Here is a 22,495-nt window from a genome sequence, read left to right on the forward strand (position 1 = left end):
TGTGACGGCTGCAAAGGTCTAGCGTTTCGGTGATAGTTGACATCAATCGAACACCTTTGGGTTTTTGGGCGTACGCGGTTTGCGTGGTTTCTTCTCGGGGCGCTTGCCGGGCTTGAGTTGCCAACGGTCGGCATTGGCGAGTAGGCGTTCCTGGATGTCGGGCGGGTAGTCACTCAAGGTGGTGGGTGGAGGCACTGGTTTGCCGGGCAAGCCAGCCTCGCGGATCACCTTTGGCCAGCGCGGTCGCCAGCACAGCAGCAGGCTGAACCAGTGCGCGGTGCCGACAATGACGAAAGCGGGCCAGACCATGAGCAGGGCGAGTTTGAACAGCCAGCTGCTTTTGCGGAAGAAACGGCCGAGGCCTTCGAATTGGGCGCTGAATGCCTGGATGGGCGAGGGTAACTGGGTGCTAAGACGGGGGCGGGGGACGGCGTGAGGGCCTTCTTCCATGTAGCGGCGGATGAACTCCCATTCGTCGCGGAGCTCGCTGCCGCCTTGGCCTTGCTTGCCGACGAAGGCCATTTCCATGTGGGGGAGGCCGGTATGGCTGGGGTGCCATATCAGGCCTAGTCTCACGCCTACGCTGAGTGAGTCGTCCTCTGGATACAGGCCTGTGCTTCCGGTTGTTCTCCAGGGGAAAGTTACGATGCCGCCGCAATAACTTGGTCGATGGAGGTGGACCTGTTGGGTTCTTCGATTGAAGCGAATGAGTAGGTGGCGGCTGGTCAGCATCTCCAAGCGAGTGATTTTTAACCCATATTTTGAGTATAGATACAGTGCGGTGCCAGCGACTAGCATCATGATAAGGGTGAGTGCCAAAGTTATAAATGAGCGTGAAGCTGGAACCGTTATATCAACCCAAAGGAAATTTAATGCGGTGATTGTCGTGACTGCTATGACTGGCATAACTCCGACGAGCATCGCAAGTGTAAGGAGTCCACGTTTCTCTTCTGAGCCACCGCAGCGCATCTCCATAAAAACATCGTTGAAGGCGAACACGGGGCCGCGCGTATGCGGTTTTTCGCTGACCGACCGGAAATGGATATCTTCTGCCAGATCCCCCTCGTAGAAGTCTTTAGCTGATCGCTTCTCTGAAGGTGTCATCTGTGCTTCGGAGGCTTTTCGCGTGGCTTCTGACTCGATTGCCATCTGCCAAAATCCCCATTCGATCAAGTACATTACAAAACCTCACTAAACGCGGAATATAGAGCGTTCAATTCATCTTCTTCCTTATAAACACTGGCGCTATTCCCGATGTGGAAACAACAGCGTTTGCACCATTTCTCCAGTGCGTCATCTTCAAGAATGTAAATTATGAGCGTTAGGGCGAGGCCTATCCAAAAGGCTCCCAGTACTAATCGAGCGAGCAGCAGACGAGCAGCTTGCGTGCCGAGAGTGTTTGCGATCCCTGCCATGGATCGGCTAAGCAGCTTTACTATTTTATTAGAGCTTGAGTTTGCCAAATGATCGAATAGTGGCTTCGCAATCGCGACGGCCGTTCCAAATTCTGCCAATGATAATGTAATAGTTGCCGCTCCTCGTAGAATGTATGCAGCGGCCAGCATCCTCGATTTCTTCCACTCTTGCTTCGTAGTCGGTTTGCTTTCTAGTTGCTTGTACCAGTCTACAAAATCCCACCACGCCAGCACCCCCGCCCATACCCGCCAAACTCCCCCAAAGTTTCAACCTCCCCAAGCTCGCCGCCGCCCTCTCCCAGTCACACTATTCGCGCCATACCGCGTCACCACCTGGTCCACATAACTGGCGCCAATCTCGAAGCCCGCCGCCGCCGTAGTCATCGCGGCAGCCAAGAGTTCGGTTTTCACCCGTGCATCACTGTCAGGCAGCTCGCGTGCCTTGAAGGCCATCAGCATGCCTTCGAGCAAACACACCAGGCCTGCAGCACGCACCTTGTAGAAGTCGCTGTTGTTGGCCTGCATCAGGCCTTCAGCCCAGGCCTGGTCCAGATAGCGTGCAACCTGGGCACCACTGCGCTGTGGGTTCAAGGGCTGCCCACTACGAGCCGCTTCGCCCAGACGTATGTCGACAGCCGTTTCATGTACCGAGGCGAACAATGTCAGGCGCAGGCCATGGTGCAGCGCGCGGTCCACACTGCTGGGTGCCCCGGTACGCAGCACTTGGCGCCCCAGCGCGACGTACCAGGCATACAAGCCGATGCTGGCGGTGCTGTTTCTGCTTTGTAGCTCCTCGTACAGCGTGTTGATGCGCCCGAAGGCATTCGCCGCGATGTGCGCCTGCCGGGCGAGCGACTCACGCAACGTGAAAGACGTCTCTGAGGCCGGCTCGGCCTTGGCCGCTTCCAGAAGCGCGGCAAGCGCTTCGCGGATGTCATTCTGGTTGTAGCTGATGCCGCGCATTGCCAGATTGCCCCGATGCGCCACATCGCTGCGCCACCAGTGGTCCAGTACCGTCGCGCCCCACTCGCTGAGCTCCATGCCGATTACGCACTGGCCGGTTTGCTCGGCAAAGGCCAAGCCATTGATCAGGTCGGCATTGTCGTAACGGTCCAGGGCCTGCAGCAGGCGTTCGCTGAGGAGCCATCGGGTATGGTCCTTGGCGCGGTCTTCTGCAGCTTGCTGGGCTTGTTGCATCGCTTGCTCGAAGCCTGCGAGCTGATCGTGCATGGCTTGGCGGTCGACCAGATGGCCGTATTTCTGGTCGAACTTATTGCTGAATTCGCCAGCATCCTGGCGGGCCTGAACCTTGGCCCGGACTTCGCGTTCGTACTGCGCCAGATGAGGTTTCATCCGGGCGTCATGTGCATCGGCCTGCTGGCGAGCGTGGTCGGTGAACCCATAGAAGTCCACAGGCGTCACCGGCTGCTTGCGCACGGCCTCGGCCATGACCTCACGCTTGACGATGCGCTCGGCCATCATCTGCGGGTAGAGCTTCTCGATCTCCAGAAACGACTGCGCAACAAGTAGTTTGCGCTCATTGTCCACGCCGGGCTCCACAACGCGCTGCAGCCAGTGGGTCTTCACCTCTTCGACGGCTGCGTTGCGCCAGGCATTGAGCTCTTGGGTAATGCCGAGGGCATCCTCGATCACGATAGCGGCGCCGCGCGGCTTGGTTTGATTCATGGGCGGCGCCAGGGCTTGCCGTGAAGCGTGCGGGGACACGATCTGAGCGTTGTTGAATGGCTGCTGGTCGAGCAGGGCCTGCAGGTCTGCGTCGTCCTGGGCCTTGAAGTCGGCTACCCAGTTCAGTTGGTCGTGCTTGAGCACGTGGGGCTGTGGCGGCGCGTCAGAGGGTTGAATGAACCCTGCGATATCGATCGCGGGCAGGCTGCTGCGGTACTCGTCTTCGAGCAGGCGGTAGTTGTCGAGCATGCGCGGCGTGAGCGGGGAGGGGCTGAACAACGGGCGCAGCTCCTGGATGTCGTCCAGGTCGTAGAGCGTGATGGTCCAGCCGAAGGCGCGGACGATGTCCTCCAGGTTGCCTGCGCTAGGGGCAGGCTCCCAAGGGGCGTCGGCGCTGATGTACAACAGTGAGCCATTCGGCGCCACGCGGTACTGGCTGTGCCATTCGTGCGCCGGTGCGCTGTGGCGTTTGATCAGCAGGTAAAGAAAGCCTTCGCGCAGCGGGCGGATGGCGTAGCTGGAGTGGGTCAGTGCAGCCACCTCCTGAAAGGGGCTGAGGTAGCCCGGCAACTTGGGCAACCGGGCGCGTTGTGCCGGGTTGCCGCCAACGGCGGCATAGCGCAAGGGCAGCAGTTCGAAGCGGCGGGTGCAGTCGGCGACGGGGCTGTTGCGTAGCGCGGGGCGGTAGCCGGTTGTGATACGTCTGCACAGGTCGAGCGTGTCGGTGAGCGAATCCATGGGCGTGTGTTTTAGTCCTTTGTGCGCAGGCGTCGCTGCACGTTGTCGATAAGGGCGGTGTGCTGTTCGCGGGTGGCGACGATTGCCTCCTGCCAGGCCGGTGAGGTGTTGAGCTGATCACCGTCGCGAGCCATCATCAGTACATAGGTGATGAGATCCTCCTCACGGGCCAGGCCTTGCTCGCGTGCCTGGTTGAGGTAATGCTGGATCAGGCCGACGCGCGTGCCGTGGCAGGCACCCGCCAAGGCTGGGCAGTGCTGACCGTCCTTCAGTACATCGGCAAGTTGGTAGCTCAGCGGGTCGCCGGCCAATGCTGCCCAGCAAGCTTCGTCCAGTGTGATCGGCGTGACATGCGCAGCGTGAGGTTGATCGCCGCCCGCTATTTGCAACCACAGCGTCTTGTGCGGATGTGCTACAGGTGCCCACCAGTGATGGATGGGTGCCAACCATTCGCTCACCCCAGGCAAGTGACGGTGGCTATCGAGCGCTTGCAGGGCAGCAGCGGTGTGGTAGCGCAGAAGGTACGAATGGCCATCTGCGCCTGTGACGATGTTGGCCTGGCTCAAGTGCAGGGCGAGTTCGGCAGGTGGCAATGCGCTGATTATCCAGCCACATACGGCGCCGCCTGCACCTTGTTCGAGCTGCCATTGAAAGTCGTACTGGGCTGAAACATCGGAGCCAGGACGCGAACCGAACAGCCACGGGCCCACTGCCTGCAAGTTGCTGAATTGGGCTTGCTGCAACAGTGGCCAGCAGCGCTGCGAGTAGTACTGAGTCAGGTTTTCCCGAACCTCGGGTGGAAGATCTGCCATTTCCACAACCGCGCTCAGGCGGTACCGGTCGGATGTTCGCAGGACCTTGACCAGTGCTCTGACGAATGGACTGGGCATCAGTGCGCTCCTGCCATCCGGATCATGTTGTGGCCGTTTGTGATCGCTTTCAGCAAACAACTGAGGCAAACGGGTTCGCCGGGCTCTGGAATGCCCGCGGTCGACGTTGTGAAATGGCTGCCCTTTGCCTGCTGGTTGACCGGCCCTTTGAAGGCCAGTGCCACGCCGTCCAGCGTGACACCGGCCCCATCGATTCGCAGCAGCCCGCCTGGGCTCCGGATGGTGAGGCTCTCGCTGACCTGTATGTCATAAACCTTGGTGGTGTGCCGGATGGCTTCTCCGGTCTGCAACAGGTGATGACCACCCACCACCTGTTCGAGGTGGCCACCAATTTCAACCGTGTGGTTGGCTTTGGTAACGTCCTGGCGCTGGTTGCCAACCGTCTCGATGCGGTCCTGGCCTGTGACGATCGTGTGCGTCCGGCCAATCGTCAGGCTGTTGTCATTGCCGATCTCGTGCACCCGGTCTTGGCCGATGCTGACGGACTCGTCCTGGACGACCTCTTCCCGGCGGTCCCGGCCAATCCAAACCTTTTCGTCACGCTCGACCCGTTCGTCGCGATCGTTGCCGACGCGCGTCGTTTTGTTATGTTTTACAACGTTGTTCTGGTCCTTTTCTGCATGGATGAACACCTCCTGGCGGTCCAGCTCGTCCTCGAAACGCAGTTCGTTAAAGCCAGCGCCCTTATGGGTCTGGCTCTTGATGGTCATGCGCGTCTTGAACTGGGGTAGGTCGTACGGTGGCAGCTGATTGCCGCAATAGGTGCGGCCGGTGATCATCGGCTGGTCTGGGTCGGCATTGACGTACTGGATGATCACGTCCTGGCCAATACGCGGGATGGCCATCGAGCCCCAGCTGCCACCAGCCCAGCCTTGCGACACCCGCACCCAGCAGGAGCTGAATTGATTGTTTTTGCTTTCCCTGTCCCAAGGGAAGCTGACCTTGACCCGGCCCCACTGGTCGCAATGGATCTCCTCGCCAACTGGGCCGACGACGGTGGCCATGTGCGGGCCGTCAATGCGTGGTTTGGCCAACGGCGCTGGGCGCCATTCGGTTCTGCCTGGCACCAGTACGGCGTCTTGGCTATAGCGCGTGCCTTGCCTGGCCCCGGCGGCTTCCTCCTGCAGGCTGGTGAACTGGGTACCCTCGTGGTGCACCTTGATCACACGCCAGTGCACGTTCAAGTCTTGTCGCGGGTGCTCAATCAGGGTGAAGCTCAGCCCCGGTTGCAGGCGCACATCATCGCCTTGCACTTCGGCAATACAGGCATCATGGCGCAGCGCGGTGATCCGGGTCGCGGTGAAGGGCACGCCGACCGCCTCACACTTGTAGCGGCCGGGGTAGTCAAAACGCTCGTACGCGGTGGACTGGTGTGTCAGGCCACTTGCTTCTGCGCGATGTTCCAGGCGGTATTCGGGGTTGGTGAACGTATAGTCGCGTTGCACCTGTCGTGCAGTGCGCACCTGCTCGCTGTAGCGCAGTCTGCGTAGACAAGGTGTTGCCTGAACGCCACCGCTATTGGCGTGGTACAGCACTGCGTTGGGGTCGATGTCATCGTCATCGACGAACCCTTCATCGTCATCATCGGTCTTGATGACACCACGGCTGATCTGACCCATCGAAAGTAACCGGTCGGTGATGACCAGCATGTGATGTTTTGGTGTGTGCTCGAACCGGTAGACAAAGCCTTCTTCGGCGGCCAGGCGGGCGATGAAGTTCAGGTCGGTTTCACCGGCCTGCACGCAGAACTCTCGTATCGCATGTTCACCGCGGCTATGCAGTTCAAAATGAAGGATGCCTTGGCGCTTGAGCATGAGCTCAAGAATTTGCGTGGCGGTTTTTTCCTGGAAGATGCGCCAGTTCGAGCGCAGCCCGGCCCGCGCCAGCGTGGGTTCGACCAAGGCGCGGTAACGCGTACGGTGAAAACCTGTCTCTCCTTGGCTGAAGGTGCTGACCAGGCCGTGCACGTAGCGCAACGGGCGGTCTCCCCGCCACAGGGTGAATAGCACCGGTTTGTCGAGCAGCTGGCCAAAATCGACATCGTCTTGGTAACTGACCAGCTCCAGGCTTAATTGGAAAGGTGTACTGACCGCTTCGTCGAGCTCGAACGAAACCACTTCAAACTCAACCTGGCCGACCAGCGGCTGGAAGGTGAAGCGCAAATCGGATTGGCTAGGCATGTGAATTCCCCCGAAAGTGCCTGAGTACGGTCATGACGAGCACTTGCCCGCTACTGCTGCAAGATGACGTTGAGCGACTCGAGAACTTCGGCGGGGATGACGGAGAGCAACTGCGGGCTCCGGGGTAATGCCGGCAGCTTGCGCAGTGGCGGTGCTTTCACGTCGTGCACGGGTATGCGATGGCTGATCCCCACGCACGACTTCAAGCAGGATTGGGGTGTTGGTGGGCACTGTTTTACCAGTGCCATCGGGCTCACTGAACATTCCTGGTCCTCGTGTTTGGGCGGGCAGCGTATGCACTGGGCATGGGCCGACCATGCGGCCAGACGCAAGCATTTGGCTGAAGCCTGAACACTAACGAGGAATCAATTCATGGGTGAGTATTGAGCGTCCTATAAACGTGTAGGAAAGTTCGATTTCTACTCTGCTAAGAAACACTTGGTTGCAGCTAGTGAAGGCGAAAAGTGCTTTCAAGCATCTCGATGCGGTTCTTGCTCGGCGCAAAGCTGGGCTTGCAAGGGTAGTGAGCTGATCGAATGGGCTGGGGAACAATGCCTTGCAGGGCTGTGATTTGGCGCCTGCAAGGCCAGGCGCCCATAGAACAGCAAGGCAGTGGCCCAGGTGGTGAACCAGACGAACAGACCTGCCCAAAACGTGTGGGACATGTAGTGCCACCCTTGCAGCACGCGGGTGGTGCCGTAGACGAACCCCAGCAACAGGATCGCCACCAGCAGCTTGCGCGCATGCATCCAGCGGTGGCGTAGCGCCACGAAGTACAGGGCCAGCAAGGTGAAACCACTGGACGCATGCCCGCCTGGCCAGCATCGGCCATCGCCAGCCTTGTCCAGCCAGGAGAAGTGCTCGAACCACTCGACCCGCACCTGCTGGCCGCCGTACAGCGTCGTTTCCACCGGGCAGTACACGCTGGTATGGCTTTTCAGGTAATGGATGACGGTGGTGCACAGCGCGAAGGCGACCACCACGAACAACAAGTCGCGACGGTGGTGGGTCGTGAAGCGCAATACCGGCGCGATTCGGGCGGTTTCCAGCCACCGCGTAAGGCCCCATTGCGGGTGATTGTCCAGGCGCGGCCAGGCGAACGACAGCAGCGAGCCGATCACGGCCAGTTCACCGGTCCAGTTCGGTAATACCCGTGGCCACTTGTGGGTGATCTTTTCGAACCATTGATTGTGCAACAGCGGAAACTGGCCGGTGGCCGGGTCGATCAGCAGGTTGCTGATCCAGCGGTCGAGTTCGGTCAGGTCGAAGGCGACGAAGACGATGCCCGCCAGCAGCAGCGGTAGCAGCAGGTTGTTGCGGTAGAAGGCGGCGCGTGAAGGTACAGGCATGGTCAGATTTCCCGGGCATCAGCGAGTTTGCGCCACTGGCTGGCATCCAGCTGGCCCAGCACGCGGGCCTTGCCATCTTCGCCCTGGGTGATGAACAGCGCGCTGGCGTAGCGGTTGGAATCCGCATCAGTGTCGACGTTGAGCTGGCGTTCCATCTGCTCCAGGCAGCTACTGTGGCTGACCAACACCAGGTTGCGGCCGGGTTGCTTGTGGGCGAAGGCATTGCTGGCGAAGGTGTGGTCACACTGGTTGAGCCAGTCCTGGGTGGCGATAGCCTTGCCGAACATGAACTGCGCGGTTTGCCGGGTGCGCATTTCCGGGCTGGCCCACACATCGGCGCTGCGCAGGCCAAGGCGTTGCAGGCCCTGGCCGACGTCGGCGGATACCCGGCTGCCCGCCAGGGTAATACCAGTGGGGTCGTCCAGGCAGGCACCCCGTGAGCGGTCGCAGCGTTCGGCGTGACGAATCACCACAATGACAGAACCCTTGGACCAGGCGCTGTGCAAGCCACTGCTGTGCAACGTATGCGGGTTGCCAAGGTCTGCAAGGGCAGGGCGTGCGGCAGCCCATGCGGCGAGAGCCACCAGCGCAACCGATACACAAATCGCCACCAGCAGCGCTTTGGCGCGGGGCAATCGGTAGTGCCGGGCGAGCTTAAGGGCCGGCGGGGTGTCGATGACGCCATGCAGCATGCTGTCACTCCAGTGAGCGCGTACAACGGACCGGAACCGGTGGCTCGGATCCTTTGAGAGTGCGCGCACTTTAGGTAGCAGGATGTCGCCAGAGGGTGAGGCTGATGTGAAAAATACCTTATCCGCGATGTTGGGCATTATTGCTGAAGGCCAACAATGTCAAGAATGAAACCGGTTTCAAAACATTTCTGAACGCGCTAGATTATTCGGCTGTCTTCTACACGCGCCCGCTTGCGCGAGTACCCCATTGAAAAATCAGATGGCGCAAACCAAGGCCGCCCCTACCGCTGATGAGGATTTGAAATGCCTGAGCATGCCCCAGACAATCCGCGCCGGGAATTCCTGCGCAAGACCTTGACCTTGATACCGGTCGCCACCGTGGCCAGCACCGGGCTGGGCCTGGGTGCCAGCCAACTGTTGGCCGAACCTGTGCGTGAGCCCAAGGTGCCTGTCGCTGCGCCTGCGGGCGATTATCAGCCAACCTTTTTCACCGCCGAAGAATGGGCCTTCGTGCAAGCGGCCGTAGCCCGCATCATCCCTGCGGACGAACTGGGCCCAGGTGCGCTCGAAGCGGGTGCCGCCGAGTTCATCGACCGCCAGATGAATACCCCGTATGCCACTGGCGCCCAGTGGTACATGCAGGGGCCATTTAACGCCGACGCCCCACCAGAACTGGGCTACCAACTGCAACTCAGCCCGCAACAGATCTACCGGCTGGGCATCGCTGCCGTGGACGGCTGGTGCAAAGCCAACTCGGGCCAAGTGTTTGCTGCGCAAGATAGCGCTACCCGAGACCGCATTCTCGCCAAGGTCGAAGCCGGTGAGCTGGTGTTCGACGCGCTGCCGGCCACGCTGTTTTTCAGTTTGCTGGTACAGAACACCCGCGAGGGGTTCTTCTGCGATCCGATTCACGGTGGCAACAAAGGCATGGTGGGCTGGACCCAGATCGGCTTCCCCGGTGCACGGGCAGACTTCATGGACTGGGTCGAGCGCAACGAGCCTTACCCGTTCCCGGCAGTGTCGATCCGTGGCGAGAGGGCCTGAAGCATGGCGAATGTGTTGAAGAAAGTAGACGCCGTGATCGTGGGCTTCGGCTGGGCCGGCGCGATCATGGCCAAGGAATTGACCGAGGCGGGGCTGCAGGTGGTCGCTCTCGAGCGCGGGCCAATGCAGGACACCTACCCTGAGGGCAGCTACCCGCAGGTGATCGATGAGCTGACCTACAGCGTGCGCAAGAAGCTGTTCGTCGATGTGTCGAAAGAGACCGTCACCATCCGTCACAGCGTCAACGACGTTGCGTTGCCCAACCGCCAGTTGGGCGCCTTCTTGCCAGGCAAGGGCGTGGGCGGCGCGGGCTTGCATTGGTCCGGCGTGCATTTTCGGGTAGACCCGATCGAGCTGCGCATGCGCAGCCATTACGAAGAACGCTACGGCAAGGCGTTCATCCCTGAAGGCATGACCATCCAGGACTTCGGCGTCACCTACCAGGAGCTTGAGCCGTACTTCGATTTTGCCGAGAAGGTGTTCGGCACCTCGGGCCAGGCCTGGACCGTGAACGGCGCGGTGGTGGGTGAAGGGAAGGGCGGCAACCCCTATGCGCCTGATCGCTCCAACCCGTTCCCGCTGCCTGCACAAAAAAACGTGGTATCGGCAAAACTGTTCGAAAAGGCCGCCACCAGCCTCGGCTACAAGCCTTACAACCTGCCTTCGGCCAACACGTCGGGCCCTTACACCAACCCGTACGGCGCACAGATGGGGCCGTGCAACTTCTGCGGCTTCTGCAGCGGCTACGTGTGCTACATGTACTCCAAAGCCTCGCCCAACGTGAACATCCTGCCCGCACTGCGCCAGGTGCCGAACTTCGAGCTGCGCGCCAATGCCCATGTGCTGCGCGTGAACCTGGATGACAGCAAGCGCAAAGCCACAGGCGTGACCTACATCGACGCCCAAGGCCGGGAGGTGGAACAACCGGCGGACTTGGTGATTCTCGCAGCCTTCCAGTTCAACAACGTGCGCCTGATGCTGCTGTCCGGCATCGGCAAGCCTTATGACCCGGTCAAGAACGAAGGCGTTGTCGGGCGCAACTTCGCGTACCAGAACATGGGCACGGTCAAGGCGTTCTTCGACAAGGACACCTACACCAACAACTTCATCGGTGCTGGCGGTAACGGCATTGCGATCGATGATTTCAACGCTGACAACTTCGATCACGGGCCGCACGGTTTTGTCGGTGGCTCACCCATGTGGGTCAACCAGGCGGGCAGCCGCCCGATCGCCGGTATCGCCAACCCGCCCGGCACGCCCATCTGGGGCAGCGCCTGGAAAAAGGCCACGGCCGACTATTACACCCACCAGGTTTCCATGGACGCGCATGGCGCGCACCAGTCGTACCGTGGCAACTACCTGGACCTGGACCCGACCTACCGGGACGCCTTTGGCCAGCCGTTGCTGCGCATGACCTTCGACTGGCAGGAAAACGACATCAAGATGAATCAGTTCATGGTCGACAAGCTCAGCAAGATCGCCCAGGCGATGAACCCGAAGTCCATTGCGGTGTTGGGCAAAAAGGTCAAGGAACACTTCAACACTGCCAGTTACCAGACCACCCACCTCAACGGTGGCGCAATCATGGGCACTGACCCCAAGACCAGTGCGCTTAACCGCTATCTGCAGAGCTGGGACGTCCACAACGTTTTCGTCCCAGGGGCGTCGGCATTCCCGCAGGGCTTGGGTTATAACCCGACCGGTTTGGTCGCGGCATTGACGTACTGGTCTGCACGGGCGATCCGTGAGCAGTACCTGAAAAACCCTGGCCCACTGGTTCAGGCTTGAGGAGCGATGAGCATGAAGACACTGTTGATCGCCACCATCCTGTGTGGTGCAAGCCTTTCAGCCCAGGCTGACAGCACGCTGGTCAAGCAAGGCGAGTACCTGGCGCGCGCGGGCGACTGCGTGGCCTGCCACACGGCCAAGGGCGGCAAGCCATTCGCCGGCGGGCTGCCCATGGAAACCCCCATCGGCACGGTGTACTCGACCAATATCACCCCTGATGCCAGCGGCATCGGCAACTACAGCTTCGAAGACTTCGACCAGGCCGTACGCCATGGCGTCGGCAAGGACGGCAGCACGCTGTACCCGGCGATGCCGTATCCCTCGTATGCACGCGTCAGCGATGACGACATGCGCGCGTTGTATGCCTACTTCATGCAGGGCGTAGAGCCGGTGGCGCAGCCGAACAAGGCGACGGACATCCCCTGGCCGTTGAGCATGCGCTGGCCGCTGGCGATCTGGCGGGGTTTGTTCGCGCCGCAGGTGAAGGCCTGGCAGGCCTCGGCTGCTGCCGACCCGGTCGTCAACCGCGGTGCTTATCTGGTCGAAGGGCTGGGGCACTGTGGCGCATGCCATACCCCGCGCGCCCTAACCATGCAGGAAAAGGCACTGAGCCCGCAGGATGGCGAGCAGTTTCTGGCAGGCAGCGCCCCGCTTGAAGGCTGGATTGCCAAGAGCCTGCGCGGTGATCACAAGGATGGCCTGGGCAGTTGGAGCGAAGCGCAGCTGGTGCAGTTTCTCAAGACCGGCCGAAGCGACCGCAGTGCGGTGTTCGGAGGCATGAGTGATGTGGTCGAGCACAGCATGCAGTACATGAGCGAGGCTGACCTGACGGCCATTGCCCGGTACCTGAAAACGCTGCCGCCCAGCAACCCCGATGACCAGCCGCATGCGTATGACAAGCAGGTCGCCGAGGCGCTGTGGAACGGCGATGACAGCAAGCGTGGGGCGTCGGTGTACATCGACAACTGCGCGGCGTGCCACCGCACCGATGGCCATGGCTATAGCCGGGTGTTCCCGGCACTGGCTGGTAACCCGGTGGTGCAGACCGCTGATGCCACCTCGCTGATCCATGTGGTGCTGGCCGGTGGCAAGGTGCCTGCGACGCACACGGCCCCATCGAACTTCACCATGCCGGCGTTTGGCTGGCGCCTGAGCGATCAGGAGGTCGCTGATGTGGTGAGCTTCATTCGCACCAGCTGGGGCAACCAGGGCGGGGCGGTGAAGGCCGACGATATCGCCAAGCTGCGCACGGATGACCTGAAACACACCTCTGGGGATGACCTTGGGCAGGTGACGAGCCACTAATACTGCGCAAAATTCAGAGCTTGCATGCCCCCCTGTAGGAGCAGCCTTGTGCTGCGAAGAGGTCGGTACAGACCACAGAAATTCGTGGCGGGTACTGGCCTCTTCGCAGCACAAGGCTGCTCCTACCGGGAACGTGTAAACTTGCCGACGAACGGTAGGTGACGAAACGCGCCGGTTTTGGTGTATTGAAACCGGTTTCATAGCCTGTCACCGACAATAATCACAAGGGACACCCATGACCGATTTGCCTGCCAATGCCCGCGAGCGGGTGACCATCAGCGAAGTAGCCCGTGTGGCCGGTGTGTCCAAGGCCACCGTCTCGCGCTACATCGGTGGCGATCGCCAGTTGCTGGCCGAGGCGACCGCCAAGCGCCTGGAAGAAGTCATCGAGCGCCTCGGCTATCGCCCCAACCAGATGGCCAGGGGCCTCAAACGCGGCCAGACTCGGCTGATCGGCATGCTGGTGGCAGACATCCTCAACCCCTATTCGGTGGCGGTGATGCACGGCGTCGAAACCGCCTGCCGCCAACACGGCTACAGCCTGGTGGTGTGCAACACCAACCGCGACGACGATCAAGAGCGCCATCACCTGGTGGCCCTGCAGTCCTACAACGTCGAGGGCCTGATCGTGAACACCCTCGGCCATCATCCCGGCGAACTGCTGAACCTGCAGCGCGACATGCCCATGGTGCTGGTGGACCGTCAACTGCCTGAACTCAATGTCGACCTGGTCGGCTTGGACAATGCCGACGCCGTCGAACAAGCCCTGGATCACCTGCAGGCGCAAGGCTACCGCGACATTCTGGCGGTAACCGAACCGCTCGATGGCACCAGTTCGCGCCAGGAGCGGGTGCAGGCGTTCGGGGCTTCCATCAACCGGCGCCCGGGCATGCGTCAACAGGTGCTGGAAGTCAGCCCCGACCTTCACGCCGGCCTGGCTTCATTTCTTTCGGCCAGCGGTCATGGCCCTCAAGCCATCTTCACCTTCAACGGTGTGGCGACGCTGGCCGTCACCCGAACCCTGCACGAGGCCGGCTGCGGCTTGTTCGACGACGTTGGCCTGATCGCCATCGACGAACTGGACTGGTACCCCTTGGTCGGCAGCGGCATCACGGCATTGGCCCAACCCACCGAGCGTATCGGTGTGGCGGCATTCGAGTGCCTGCTGGGCCGCCTGCGCGGCGAACGCGGGGCGCCACGGCGCATCGACTTCAAGGCCGACCTGATCATCCGAGGTTCAACCCACTCACGCGACTGAACGAAAGGCACGTTGCGGCTTGACGTGCATAAAAATGAAACCGGTTTCATAAGGACAATAACAATGCGCTCGAACCCCGTTTCCATCAGCCTCTCCAGCTACGGTGCCAGCTTGGTACGGCAGCGCGGACAGGTGCATTTTCTGGACATGCTGGCCGCTGCCGGCGTAACCCGTGTCGAATTTCGTGAAGAACTGTTCGAAAGCGCGCCGGACACCCACGCGCTGGCCGCCGCCGTCACCGCGTTGCGGCTCGAATGCCTGTATTCCTCGCCCCTTGAACTGTGGACGGCGCAGGGCCTGCCAGACCCACGCCTGACGCAGAAACTGGCGCTGGCCCGCGCGATGGGCGCGGTGGCCCTGAAGGTATCGCTGGGGCATTTCGATGACACCTGCGATGTGGCGGCCTTACGCTCGCTGTTACCTGACGATTGCCCCCAGCTGTTGGTCGAGAACGACCAGACCGAGCAAGGCGGGCGCATCGCGCCGCTGCTCACGTTCTTCCAGCGCGCCGATGACCTTGGGCTGGCGCTGGGCATGACGTTCGACATCGGTAACTGGCAATGGCAGGGCGAGCCTGTGCAGCAAGCGGCTCGCCAACTGGGGCATTGGGTGCGCTATGTGCACTGCAAGGCGGTCGAGCGCCAGCCCGGTGGGCGACTGGTCGCCGTGCCGCCGCAGGCTGACGATCTGCAAGCGTGGGATGCCTTGCTGGCCGCGTTCACGCCCGGCGTGGTGCGTGCCGTGGAATACCCGTTGGCCGCCGACGACTTGCTCACGCTGACCCGTGCCCAGGTAGTGGCGCTGTCTGCGCTGGGCCTGGCCGAGGAGGTCAGCCATGCATGAGCATGACGTGCTGTGCTTCGGCGAAACCATGGCCATGTTCGTCGCCGAGCAGGTGGGGGACCTGGCGCATGTCGGGCAGTTCGGCAAACGCATCGCCGGTGCCGACAGCAACGTTGCCATCGGCCTGTCGCGGCTGGGCTTCAAGGTCCGCTGGCTGAGCAGGGTGGGCGACGACTCCCTGGGGCGCTTTGTCCTCGACAGCTTGCGGCGAGAAGGCCTGGACTGCAGCGACGTTGAAGTCGATCCGCAACACCCCACCGGTTTTCAGCTCAAAGCCCGCTGCGATGATGGCAGTGACCCGGCAGTGGAATACTTTCGCAGCCATTCAGCGGCGCGCCGTTTGTCCCCGGCATTGATCCGCCCACATTGGTTGCAGGCCCGCCACCTGCATGCCACCGGTATCCCGCTGGCGCTTTCAGCCGAGTGCAGGGCCTTGTCGCATGCATTGGTGGATGGCATGCGCGCTGCCGGGCGCAGCATTTCCTTTGACCCTAACCTGCGCCCAGCGCTGTGGCCGGACCGCACGCGCATGATCCACGAGATCAATGCCCTGGCAGTCAAGGCTGACTGGGTACTGCCGGGCCTTGAAGAAGGCCGCCTGCTGACCGGCCAGCACGCACCAGCGGACATTGCCGCGTTCTACCTCGACAAAGGGGTGGAACTGGTGGTGATCAAGCTGGGTGACGAAGGCGCGTACTTTCGCACCGCCAAAGGCGATGGCCAGGTAGCCCCCGTGCCGGTGGCCAAGGTGGTCGACACCGTCGGTGCGGGTGACGCCTTTGCTGTCGGCGTGCTCAGTGCGCTGCTCGAAGGCCGTGAACTGCCCGAGGCGGTGGCGCGTGGTAACTGGTGTGGCAGCCGAGCCGTGCAGTCGCGCGGCGACATGGAAGGTTTGCCGCTGCGTCACGAACTCGAAACCCATGACCTGCGCATAAGCGCCTGAACGCCTGGCCCCTACCTGTTGCGACAAAAACAAAAAGCTCAGGAGTACACATGATGCAAACGACAAGTCTCGCGCGTCGCCGTTGGTGGTACATCATCCCAATCGTGTTCATCACCTACAGCCTGGCCTACCTGGACCGTGCCAACTATGGGTTCGCGGCAGCGTCCGGCATGGCCGACGACCTTAAAATCACCCCGGTGCTGTCGTCGTTGCTGGGTGCGCTGTTTTTCCTTGGTTACTTTTTCTTCCAGGTACCTGGGGCCATCTACGCCGAAAAACGCAGCGTCAAGAAGCTGATCTTCGTCAGCCTGATCCTCTGGGGCGGCCTGGCCACCCTGACCGGCATGATCAGCAATGTGTACATGCTGATCGGCATCCGCTTCCTGCTTGGCGTGGTCGAAGCCGCCGTGATGCCGGCGATGCTGGTGTACCTCTGCCATTGGTTCACCCGCGCCGAACGGTCCCGGGCCAACACCTTCCTGATGCTCGGCAACCCGGTGACCATCCTGTGGATGTCGGTGGTGTCGGGCTACCTCATCAAGCACTACGACTGGCGCTGGATGTTCATCATCGAAGGCCTGCCTGCGGTGATCTGGGCGTTCTTCTGGTGGCGCCTGGTGGACGACCGCCCGGCTCAGGTCAAGTGGCTCAGCGAGCAGGAAAAGACCGATCTGGACAACGCCCTGGCAGCAGAACAGCAGGGCATCAAACCGGTGAAGAACTACCGCGAAGCGTTCCGCTCGCCCCAGGTGATCATCCTGTCGATGCAGTACTTCTGCTGGAGCATCGGCGTGTACGGCTTCGTGCTCTGGCTGCCGTCGATTCTGAAACAGGCGGCCAACGTCGACATCGTCCAGGCCGGCTGGTTGTCGTCGGTGCCCTATCTGGCGGCGGTGCTGGCCATGGTCGGGGTGTCCTGGGCATCGGACCGCTTGCAGAAGCGCAAGCGCTTCGTCTGGCCGCCCCTGTTGATTGCGGCGCTGGCGTTCTATGGCTCCTATGCCTTGGGCAGTGAGCACTTCTGGTTGTCCTACGCATTGCTGGTGGTTGCTGGCGCCTGCATGTATGCGCCCTATGGGCCGTTTTTCGCCATCGTGCCGGAGATCCTGCCCAGCAACGTCGCCGGTGGCGCCATGGCCTTGATCAACAGCATGGGCGCGCTGGGTTCGTTCGGCGGCTCGTGGCTGGTCGGTTACCTCAATGGCGCCACCGGCGGGCCGGGCGCCTCGTACCTGTTCATGTGCGGTGCACTGCTGACGGCAGTCGCGCTCACGGCGGCGCTTAAAACCTCACACACCGCTGGCCGGGCCAAGCACGGCGGCTCTCATCTGGCCACGAGCCACTAGGAAATCCTGCTATGAAGAAGCGAATCGTCCTTTACAAGCGCCTGTCCGAGACGTTGATGGCGCGCCTGCAGCAACAGGTTGACGTGACCTGGGTGGACACGGCCGGGCCCGATGGCCTTGCCCGCCTGCGCGATGCGTTGCCGGGCGCTCACGGGCTGTTGGGTGCCAGCCTGCGCTTGGACAGCAGCCTGCTGGACCTGGCCCCGCAACTGGAGGTGGTCGCCAGCGTGTCGGTAGGCGTGGACAACTACGACATCGCCGACCTGACCCGGCGTGGCGTGATGCTGACCAACACGCCCGACGTACTGACCGAAACCACCGCCGACACCGGCTTTGCCTTGATCCTGGCCAGTGCGCGTCGGGTCGTGGAGCTGGCGGGCTGGGTGCGTGACGGCCAGTGGCAAGCCAACCTTGAGCCTGCGCACTTTGGCACGGATGTGCACGGCAAGACCTTGGGCATCATTGGCATGGGGCGGATTGGCGAAGCGTTGGCCCGGCGCGGCGCGGCCGGTTTTGGCATGCGGGTGCTTTACCACAGCCCACGCGCCAAGCCTGCGGTGGAGGCCCGTTACGACGCCCGTCACTGCAGCCTTGACGACCTTCTGCAACAGGCTGATTTCGTCTGCCTGACCGTGCCGCTGAGTGCCGCCACCGAGGGGCTGATCGGCGCGCGTGAGCTTGCCTTGATGAAGCCCGAGGCAATGCTGGTGAACATTGCGCGTGGACGGGTGGTGGATGAAGCCGCGCTGATCGAGGCCTTACGGGAGAAACGCATACGCGGCGCGGGCCTGGATGTGTTCGTCCAGGAGCCGTTGCCCAGTGATTCACCGCTGCTGCAACTGGACAACGTGGTGGCGACCCCGCATATCGGTTCGGCCACCCACGATACCCGTGAGGCCATGGCGCGCTGTGCGGTAGACAACCTTCTCAGCGCGTTGGCCGGTGAGCGCCCGGCAAACCTGGTGAACCCAACAGCCGGGCGTTGATGCACCGAAGCGCAGCGGTTACCGGCAGTTGCCCGCCTTGCGGTAGCCGGCCGCTTGCGCCTCGCCCTCGGAGCCGAACATCACCTGGTTCTTCGAGGCCACCTGGGTGTAGCCCGGGCAGCCATTGGCCAGGTGATAGACATGGCTGTTGCGGTTGCCGAGCACAGCGCCTGTTGCTGCAGTGCTGGCCAGGCTGGGCTTGGCCGCTTCGCTGACCGGTTTGGCCGGCATGGCTTGCACGACACCAGTGCCAACAGGCTTGTAGTCGGCTGTCCATTTGCGTTCGCCCGTCACGAACGGGTTGGCGTGCCCCATGATGGCGGCGATGCGCCGGTCACGTTCTTTTTCCCAGGCCGAGACGGGGTGCTGTTTGTCCCAGGCCATCAGCAGTTGCTGCTGTTGACGCGACATGCTCAGCTTGTAGCGGTCGAACATGTAGAAGGTGGTACGGGCAACCAGGCCCTTCACTTCGTCACGCGGCTCGGCGGCGCGCTGCACGAAATCGACCTTGGTCGAGCACTGGCCGTATTGCCCGGCGTTGCCAGCGACCATGCCGTAGTTGAAGTTGCTGCGGTCACCGTTGACTTCGCCCACGGCCGGGTAGAGGTTGAACAGGTCGGCTTCCATGGCGCGGAAGACCGGGTCGTCATCGACACAATGCTCGCGGCCGCCGTTTTTCCAGCATTGGCGCTGGTTGCCGAAGGTATAGGCCGGCACGATATGTTCCCACTCGGTACGCTCGGCGCGGTTTTGCTGTTTGCGGGTTTCATAACCGCAGGAGGCAGCATCGATGCGCCCACCTGACTTGCCCACCCAGGTCCATTTGCAGCCGCAATACAGGTCGCCCATGGCGCTGCTTGCCTGGTCCAGGTAGACCTTTTGCTTGGCGACGACCTTGGCTTCGGTGAAGGTGGAAGGCGGGTTGGCGAAGGCGGGGAGGTTGACGGCGAGCAGGAGCGCTACGGCATAAAGCAGTTTTTTCATGGGGGCAGCAGGTTTCAGTTAAGGAACTGCATTCTAATCGAAATCTAACTTATTGATTTGGATTGAATCCCCCTCCGTCAAGCGCGGTCCTGGTAGGAGCAGCCTTGTGCTGCGAAGAGGCCGGTACAGACCACAGTATTTCGTCTCTGGCACTGGCCTCTTCGCAGCACAAAGCTGCTCTTACAATGCGATGACGTCAGCCAGCGGCCAGTTCGTTGGCAGGCCGTGGAATTTCAGCGCCCGCATGCACCGGCGCCGGTCCAGTAATCACTGCATCACTGGCAAACAAGCTGCGCATCAGGCTGTACCCGGCCAGCAACATGTAGAACGCAATCGGCAGGCCGACCACGATGCTGGCCATCTGAATCGCCAGCAAGCCGCCGGCAATCACCAGGCTGGCCGCGATGGCGCCCTCCAGCACACACCACAGCACGCGTATCCAGTTGGGTGGGTCGATGCTGCCCAGCGAGTTGAGCATGCACAGCACCTGGGTCCCGGCATCGGCCGCAGTGACGAAATGCACGGCCAGCAGCAGGCAGATGATCACGCTGAGGATTGCACCCAGCGTGGGGCCGTCGAGGCGGTCGAGCAAGGTGAACATGGCCGTGGTGGTTTCCTTGCGCGTGGCTTCCAGAATCGGGCCACCCTGGAACGCGCCGGCCGCTGCCTGCTCGGCGACCGGCAGTGCTTGATAGGCGTGGCGCACTTGCTGCTCATCCTTCAGTGCGGCACCGCCGAACACGGCCATCCACAAAATAGTCACCAAGGTCGGCACCAGCAACGCGCCGAACACCAGTTCGCGGATGGTCCGGCCACGGGAAATCCGCGCAATGAACAGGCCAACGAACGGCCCCCAGGTCATCCACCACGGCCAGTAGAAGGCGGTCCAGCTCTTCTGCCAACTGCTGTCGGCCTGGGCGTCGGTCCAGAAACTCATGCCGATGATGTTCTGCGCGTAGTCGCCCGCCGACTCGAACAGCAGGTTCATGATGTAGTTGGTTGGGCCCAGGGCCAGCACCACCAGCATCAGCCCCAGGGAAATCCACATGTTCAGCGTCGACAGGCGCTTCATGCCACGCGATACACCGGCCACTAGCGAGATCGAGGCGATCACGGTGACGACGGCGATGATGCTCAGCTTGAACGACAGGGTGACTGGCGTGCCGAACACCTGATGCATGCCCATGTTGATCTGCTCGACGCCCAACCCCAGCGATTGCGACACCCCGAATGCAGTGACCGCGCCACCAATGATGTCGACCGTATGGCCAATCGGCCCGTAGATGCGGTTGCCGATGATCGGGTACAGGATCGAGCGCAGCGCCAGTGGCAGCCCTTCACGGTAGGCGAAGTAGGCCAGGCCCAGGCCGATCACGGTGAAGATCGCCCAAGGGTGTAGGCCCCAGTGCAACAGGGTTATACGCATGGCCATGGACGCGGCCTGGTCGGTGAGCCCCGGTGTGAACGGGTTGCTGGCGTAGTGCAGCACCGGCTCTGCAACCGACCAGAAGATCAGCCCAACGCCCATGCCCGCACTGAACAGCATGGCGATCCAGGCGGCAAAACTGAACTCGGGTTTTTCGTCGGGGCGCCCGAGCTTGAGGGTGCCATAGCGGCTGAAGGCGATGTACACCAGTAAGCCGAGGATGGCGCTGACCAGCGCCAGGTAAAACCACTTGAGGTGGTCGAGAATGGCGTCCGACGCGCCCTTGAATACCCCCGCAGCTTGGTCGCCATGAGAGGCGCAGAGCACCACGAACGCCACCACGATTGAGATCGACCCTACCGTTACAATAGGGTTCAGGCCTTTGAAAAGGCCTTGTTTTGCACGCATCGTCCATATCCTTTTTATTTTCGCAAGACGGCAAAAAAGGACACCCCAGTAACAGGGCGTCCTTGTCGAATGTCAGAGGTCGATCACCAGGTCCGACGTCGGGCGGCTGCAGCACAGCAGCCGCAGGCCTTTGTCGATTTCACGCTGGCGAATGCCGCCGTTGTGCTTCATCTCGACGCTGCCCTGCAGTACCGCGGTCTTGCAGGTACCGCACACACCTTGGCTGCACGAGGAGGGGACTACGGCACCGGCTTTTTTGGCAGCGGCCAGTACGGTCTGGTCGGCGCTCATGGTGAATGCCTTGCCAGAGCGGGCAAGGCGCACGGTGAAGCTGTCCAGGGCCTGGCCGGGGGCGGCGGGGGCGGCTGCCGGCTCGGCTTCGGCGTTGATGTCGAAGCTTTCCTGGTGGTAGCGGGCCAAGTCGAAACCAGCACCCGCCAACAAGGCTTTGGTCGCCTCCATGTAGCCTTTTGGCCCGCAGGTGAATACCGCCCGCTCCTTGAAGTCGGGGATCTGGCGCTGCAGTGCGTCCAGCGACAGGCGCCCGATCGGGCCGTCCCAGTCGGGCTCGTCGCCAGCGCCTTCGCAGAAGAACAGCGTCCGCAGCCCTGGCATGGAGCGTTCGAGGCGCGCCAGTTCATCGCGGAAGATGATGTCTTTAGGCGTACGCGCACTGTGCACGAAGACGATGTCCAGGTCGGCGTGCAGGTCGGCGGCGGCGCGGGTCATCGCCATCAGCGGGGTGACGCCGGAGCCGGCCGACAGGTACAGCAATTTGCGCGCAGGGCCCGCCACTGGGGTAAAGATGCCCGCGGGGCCAGAAGCAGCCAGGGCGTGGCCAGGGCGCAGGTTATCGTGCAACCAGTTGGACACCGTGCCGCCCGGCACCCGCTTGACCGTGATGGCAAAGGTGAACGGCCGGGTCGGTGTCGAGGACAGGGTGTAGCAGCGCGACACGCTGGCCCCCCCGATCACGGGCGACACGGTGAGGAACTGGCCTGGTTCGTAGGCAAGCGCCGGGTAGTCTGGGCTGTGGAAGGTGAAGGTTTTCACGTCGTGGGTCTCGTCCACAACGCTCAGGCATTCGATGCGTTTGCTTTCACCGCTGGCCCACTGGGCACCATGGGCGGCCCAGTGGTCGGTGTCGGTGAAGCGCTGGTCGGCACGCAGGCCGGCAATGTTCTGGGCAATGTTCTCGAGCACGGTCATCTCCT

The 22,495-nt window shown here is 61.8% G+C and carries 16 protein-coding genes and 1 pseudogene; 8 read left to right on the forward strand and 9 right to left on the reverse strand.

The window, feature by feature from the left end:
- Positions 1 to 42: 42 nt before the first annotated feature.
- The 6 genes and pseudogenes from HU764_RS11320 to pmrG all read right to left on the reverse strand — a co-directional run bounded on the left by HU764_RS11320 (position 43) and on the right by pmrG (position 8,950).
- On the reverse strand, positions 43 to 1,179 hold the full coding sequence (locus HU764_RS11320) for a DUF6708 domain-containing protein (protein ID WP_186715135.1): 1,137 nt from the start codon (positions 1,177 to 1,179) through the stop codon (positions 43 to 45).
- Positions 1,179 to 3,839 (reverse strand): annotated as a pseudogene (locus HU764_RS11325) (T6SS effector BTH_I2691 family protein). The gene HU764_RS11320 and the pseudogene HU764_RS11325 overlap by 1 nt, the downstream one beginning before the upstream one ends.
- Before the next feature lie 11 nt (positions 3,840 to 3,850).
- Positions 3,851 to 4,729: a DUF4123 domain-containing protein gene (locus HU764_RS11330; protein WP_186702747.1), complete on the reverse strand. Its 879-nt coding sequence runs from the start codon at positions 4,727 to 4,729 to the stop codon at positions 3,851 to 3,853.
- Positions 4,729 to 6,909: a type VI secretion system Vgr family protein gene (locus HU764_RS11335; protein ID WP_186702748.1), complete on the reverse strand. Its 2,181-nt coding sequence runs from the start codon at positions 6,907 to 6,909 to the stop codon at positions 4,729 to 4,731. The genes HU764_RS11330 and HU764_RS11335 overlap by 1 nt, the downstream gene beginning before the upstream one ends.
- A gap of 470 nt (positions 6,910 to 7,379) precedes the next feature.
- Positions 7,380 to 8,258, reverse strand: a complete 879-nt coding sequence (locus tag HU764_RS11340; protein WP_186702749.1) for a phosphatase PAP2 family protein — start codon at positions 8,256 to 8,258, stop codon at positions 7,380 to 7,382.
- A 2-nt stretch (positions 8,259 to 8,260) separates the two neighbouring features.
- A complete protein-coding gene (gene pmrG / locus HU764_RS11345; RefSeq protein WP_186702750.1) occupies positions 8,261 to 8,950 on the reverse strand; it encodes a lipopolysaccharide core heptose(II)-phosphate phosphatase PmrG in 690 nt (229 codons plus the stop codon).
- Positions 8,951 to 9,253: 303 nt separating this feature from the next.
- Here pmrG and HU764_RS11350 point away from each other — a divergent pair, with 303 nt between their 5' ends.
- The 8 genes from HU764_RS11350 to HU764_RS11385 all read left to right on the forward strand — a co-directional run bounded on the left by HU764_RS11350 (position 9,254) and on the right by HU764_RS11385 (position 18,463).
- Positions 9,254 to 9,994, forward strand: coding sequence for a gluconate 2-dehydrogenase subunit 3 family protein (locus tag HU764_RS11350; RefSeq protein ID WP_186678333.1), 741 nt, complete (start codon positions 9,254 to 9,256; stop codon positions 9,992 to 9,994).
- Positions 9,995 to 9,997: 3 nt separating this feature from the next.
- Positions 9,998 to 11,782 (forward strand): GMC family oxidoreductase, encoded by a 1,785-nt coding sequence (locus HU764_RS11355; protein ID WP_186678336.1) that lies wholly within the window; start codon positions 9,998 to 10,000, stop codon positions 11,780 to 11,782.
- Between the two features lie 12 nt (positions 11,783 to 11,794).
- Entirely contained in the window at positions 11,795 to 13,087 is a 1,293-nt protein-coding gene (locus HU764_RS11360) for a cytochrome c (protein ID WP_186702751.1), read from the forward strand.
- Between the two features lie 235 nt (positions 13,088 to 13,322).
- Positions 13,323 to 14,345, forward strand: a complete 1,023-nt coding sequence (locus HU764_RS11365) for a LacI family DNA-binding transcriptional regulator (protein ID WP_186702752.1) — start codon at positions 13,323 to 13,325, stop codon at positions 14,343 to 14,345.
- A 63-nt stretch (positions 14,346 to 14,408) separates the two neighbouring features.
- Entirely contained in the window at positions 14,409 to 15,188 is a 780-nt protein-coding gene (locus HU764_RS11370) for an AP endonuclease (RefSeq protein ID WP_186702753.1), read from the forward strand.
- Positions 15,181 to 16,131 carry a sugar kinase gene (locus HU764_RS11375; protein ID WP_186702754.1) on the forward strand — a complete coding sequence of 317 codons (951 nt, stop codon included), beginning with the start codon at positions 15,181 to 15,183 and terminating at the stop codon, positions 16,129 to 16,131. The genes HU764_RS11370 and HU764_RS11375 overlap by 8 nt, the downstream gene beginning before the upstream one ends.
- Positions 16,132 to 16,184: 53 nt before the next feature.
- Complete coding sequence (locus HU764_RS11380) at positions 16,185 to 17,477, forward strand: MFS transporter (RefSeq protein WP_186702916.1); 1,293 nt, start codon at positions 16,185 to 16,187, stop codon at positions 17,475 to 17,477.
- An 11-nt stretch (positions 17,478 to 17,488) separates the two neighbouring features.
- Positions 17,489 to 18,463, forward strand: a complete 975-nt coding sequence (locus tag HU764_RS11385; RefSeq protein ID WP_186702755.1) for a 2-hydroxyacid dehydrogenase — start codon at positions 17,489 to 17,491, stop codon at positions 18,461 to 18,463.
- A gap of 18 nt (positions 18,464 to 18,481) precedes the next feature.
- On the opposite strand, the gene HU764_RS11390 is transcribed toward HU764_RS11385, so the two are convergent.
- The 3 genes from HU764_RS11390 to HU764_RS11400 form a co-directional block, all read right to left on the reverse strand.
- Positions 18,482 to 19,447, reverse strand: a complete 966-nt coding sequence (locus HU764_RS11390) for an endonuclease (protein ID WP_186678354.1) — start codon at positions 19,445 to 19,447, stop codon at positions 18,482 to 18,484.
- A gap of 196 nt (positions 19,448 to 19,643) precedes the next feature.
- Positions 19,644 to 21,281 carry a BCCT family transporter gene (locus tag HU764_RS11395; RefSeq protein ID WP_186702756.1) on the reverse strand — a complete coding sequence of 546 codons (1,638 nt, stop codon included), beginning with the start codon at positions 21,279 to 21,281 and terminating at the stop codon, positions 19,644 to 19,646.
- A 72-nt stretch (positions 21,282 to 21,353) separates the two neighbouring features.
- Positions 21,354 to 22,490 carry an FAD-binding oxidoreductase gene (locus tag HU764_RS11400; protein WP_186702757.1) on the reverse strand — a complete coding sequence of 379 codons (1,137 nt, stop codon included), beginning with the start codon at positions 22,488 to 22,490 and terminating at the stop codon, positions 21,354 to 21,356.
- Between the last annotated feature and the right edge of the window lie 5 nt (positions 22,491 to 22,495).

Source organism: Pseudomonas kermanshahensis (assembly GCF_014269205.2).
GTDB lineage: Bacteria > Pseudomonadota > Gammaproteobacteria > Pseudomonadales > Pseudomonadaceae > Aquipseudomonas > Aquipseudomonas kermanshahensis.

Excerpts from the sequence above, each read along its gene's own strand:
- HU764_RS11320 (WP_186715135.1), bottom strand. The coding sequence starts at position 1,179 with ATGTACTTGATCGAATGGGGATTTTGGCAGATGGCAATCGAGTCAGAA.
- HU764_RS11330 (WP_186702747.1), bottom strand. The coding sequence starts at position 4,729 with ATGCCCAGTCCATTCGTCAGAGCACTGGTCAAGGTCCTGCGAACATCC.
- HU764_RS11335 (WP_186702748.1), bottom strand. The coding sequence starts at position 6,909 with ATGCCTAGCCAATCCGATTTGCGCTTCACCTTCCAGCCGCTGGTCGGC.
- HU764_RS11340 (WP_186702749.1), bottom strand. The coding sequence starts at position 8,258 with ATGCCTGTACCTTCACGCGCCGCCTTCTACCGCAACAACCTGCTGCTA.
- pmrG (WP_186702750.1), bottom strand. The coding sequence starts at position 8,950 with ATGCTGCATGGCGTCATCGACACCCCGCCGGCCCTTAAGCTCGCCCGG.
- HU764_RS11350 (WP_186678333.1), top strand. The coding sequence starts at position 9,254 with ATGCCTGAGCATGCCCCAGACAATCCGCGCCGGGAATTCCTGCGCAAG.
- HU764_RS11355 (WP_186678336.1), top strand. The coding sequence starts at position 9,998 with ATGGCGAATGTGTTGAAGAAAGTAGACGCCGTGATCGTGGGCTTCGGC.
- HU764_RS11360 (WP_186702751.1), top strand. The coding sequence starts at position 11,795 with ATGAAGACACTGTTGATCGCCACCATCCTGTGTGGTGCAAGCCTTTCA.
- HU764_RS11365 (WP_186702752.1), top strand. The coding sequence starts at position 13,323 with ATGACCGATTTGCCTGCCAATGCCCGCGAGCGGGTGACCATCAGCGAA.
- HU764_RS11370 (WP_186702753.1), top strand. The coding sequence starts at position 14,409 with ATGCGCTCGAACCCCGTTTCCATCAGCCTCTCCAGCTACGGTGCCAGC.
- HU764_RS11375 (WP_186702754.1), top strand. The coding sequence starts at position 15,181 with ATGCATGAGCATGACGTGCTGTGCTTCGGCGAAACCATGGCCATGTTC.
- HU764_RS11380 (WP_186702916.1), top strand. The coding sequence starts at position 16,185 with ATGCAAACGACAAGTCTCGCGCGTCGCCGTTGGTGGTACATCATCCCA.
- HU764_RS11385 (WP_186702755.1), top strand. The coding sequence starts at position 17,489 with ATGAAGAAGCGAATCGTCCTTTACAAGCGCCTGTCCGAGACGTTGATG.
- HU764_RS11390 (WP_186678354.1), bottom strand. The coding sequence starts at position 19,447 with ATGAAAAAACTGCTTTATGCCGTAGCGCTCCTGCTCGCCGTCAACCTC.
- HU764_RS11395 (WP_186702756.1), bottom strand. The coding sequence starts at position 21,281 with ATGCGTGCAAAACAAGGCCTTTTCAAAGGCCTGAACCCTATTGTAACG.
- HU764_RS11400 (WP_186702757.1), bottom strand. The coding sequence starts at position 22,490 with ATGACCGTGCTCGAGAACATTGCCCAGAACATTGCCGGCCTGCGTGCC.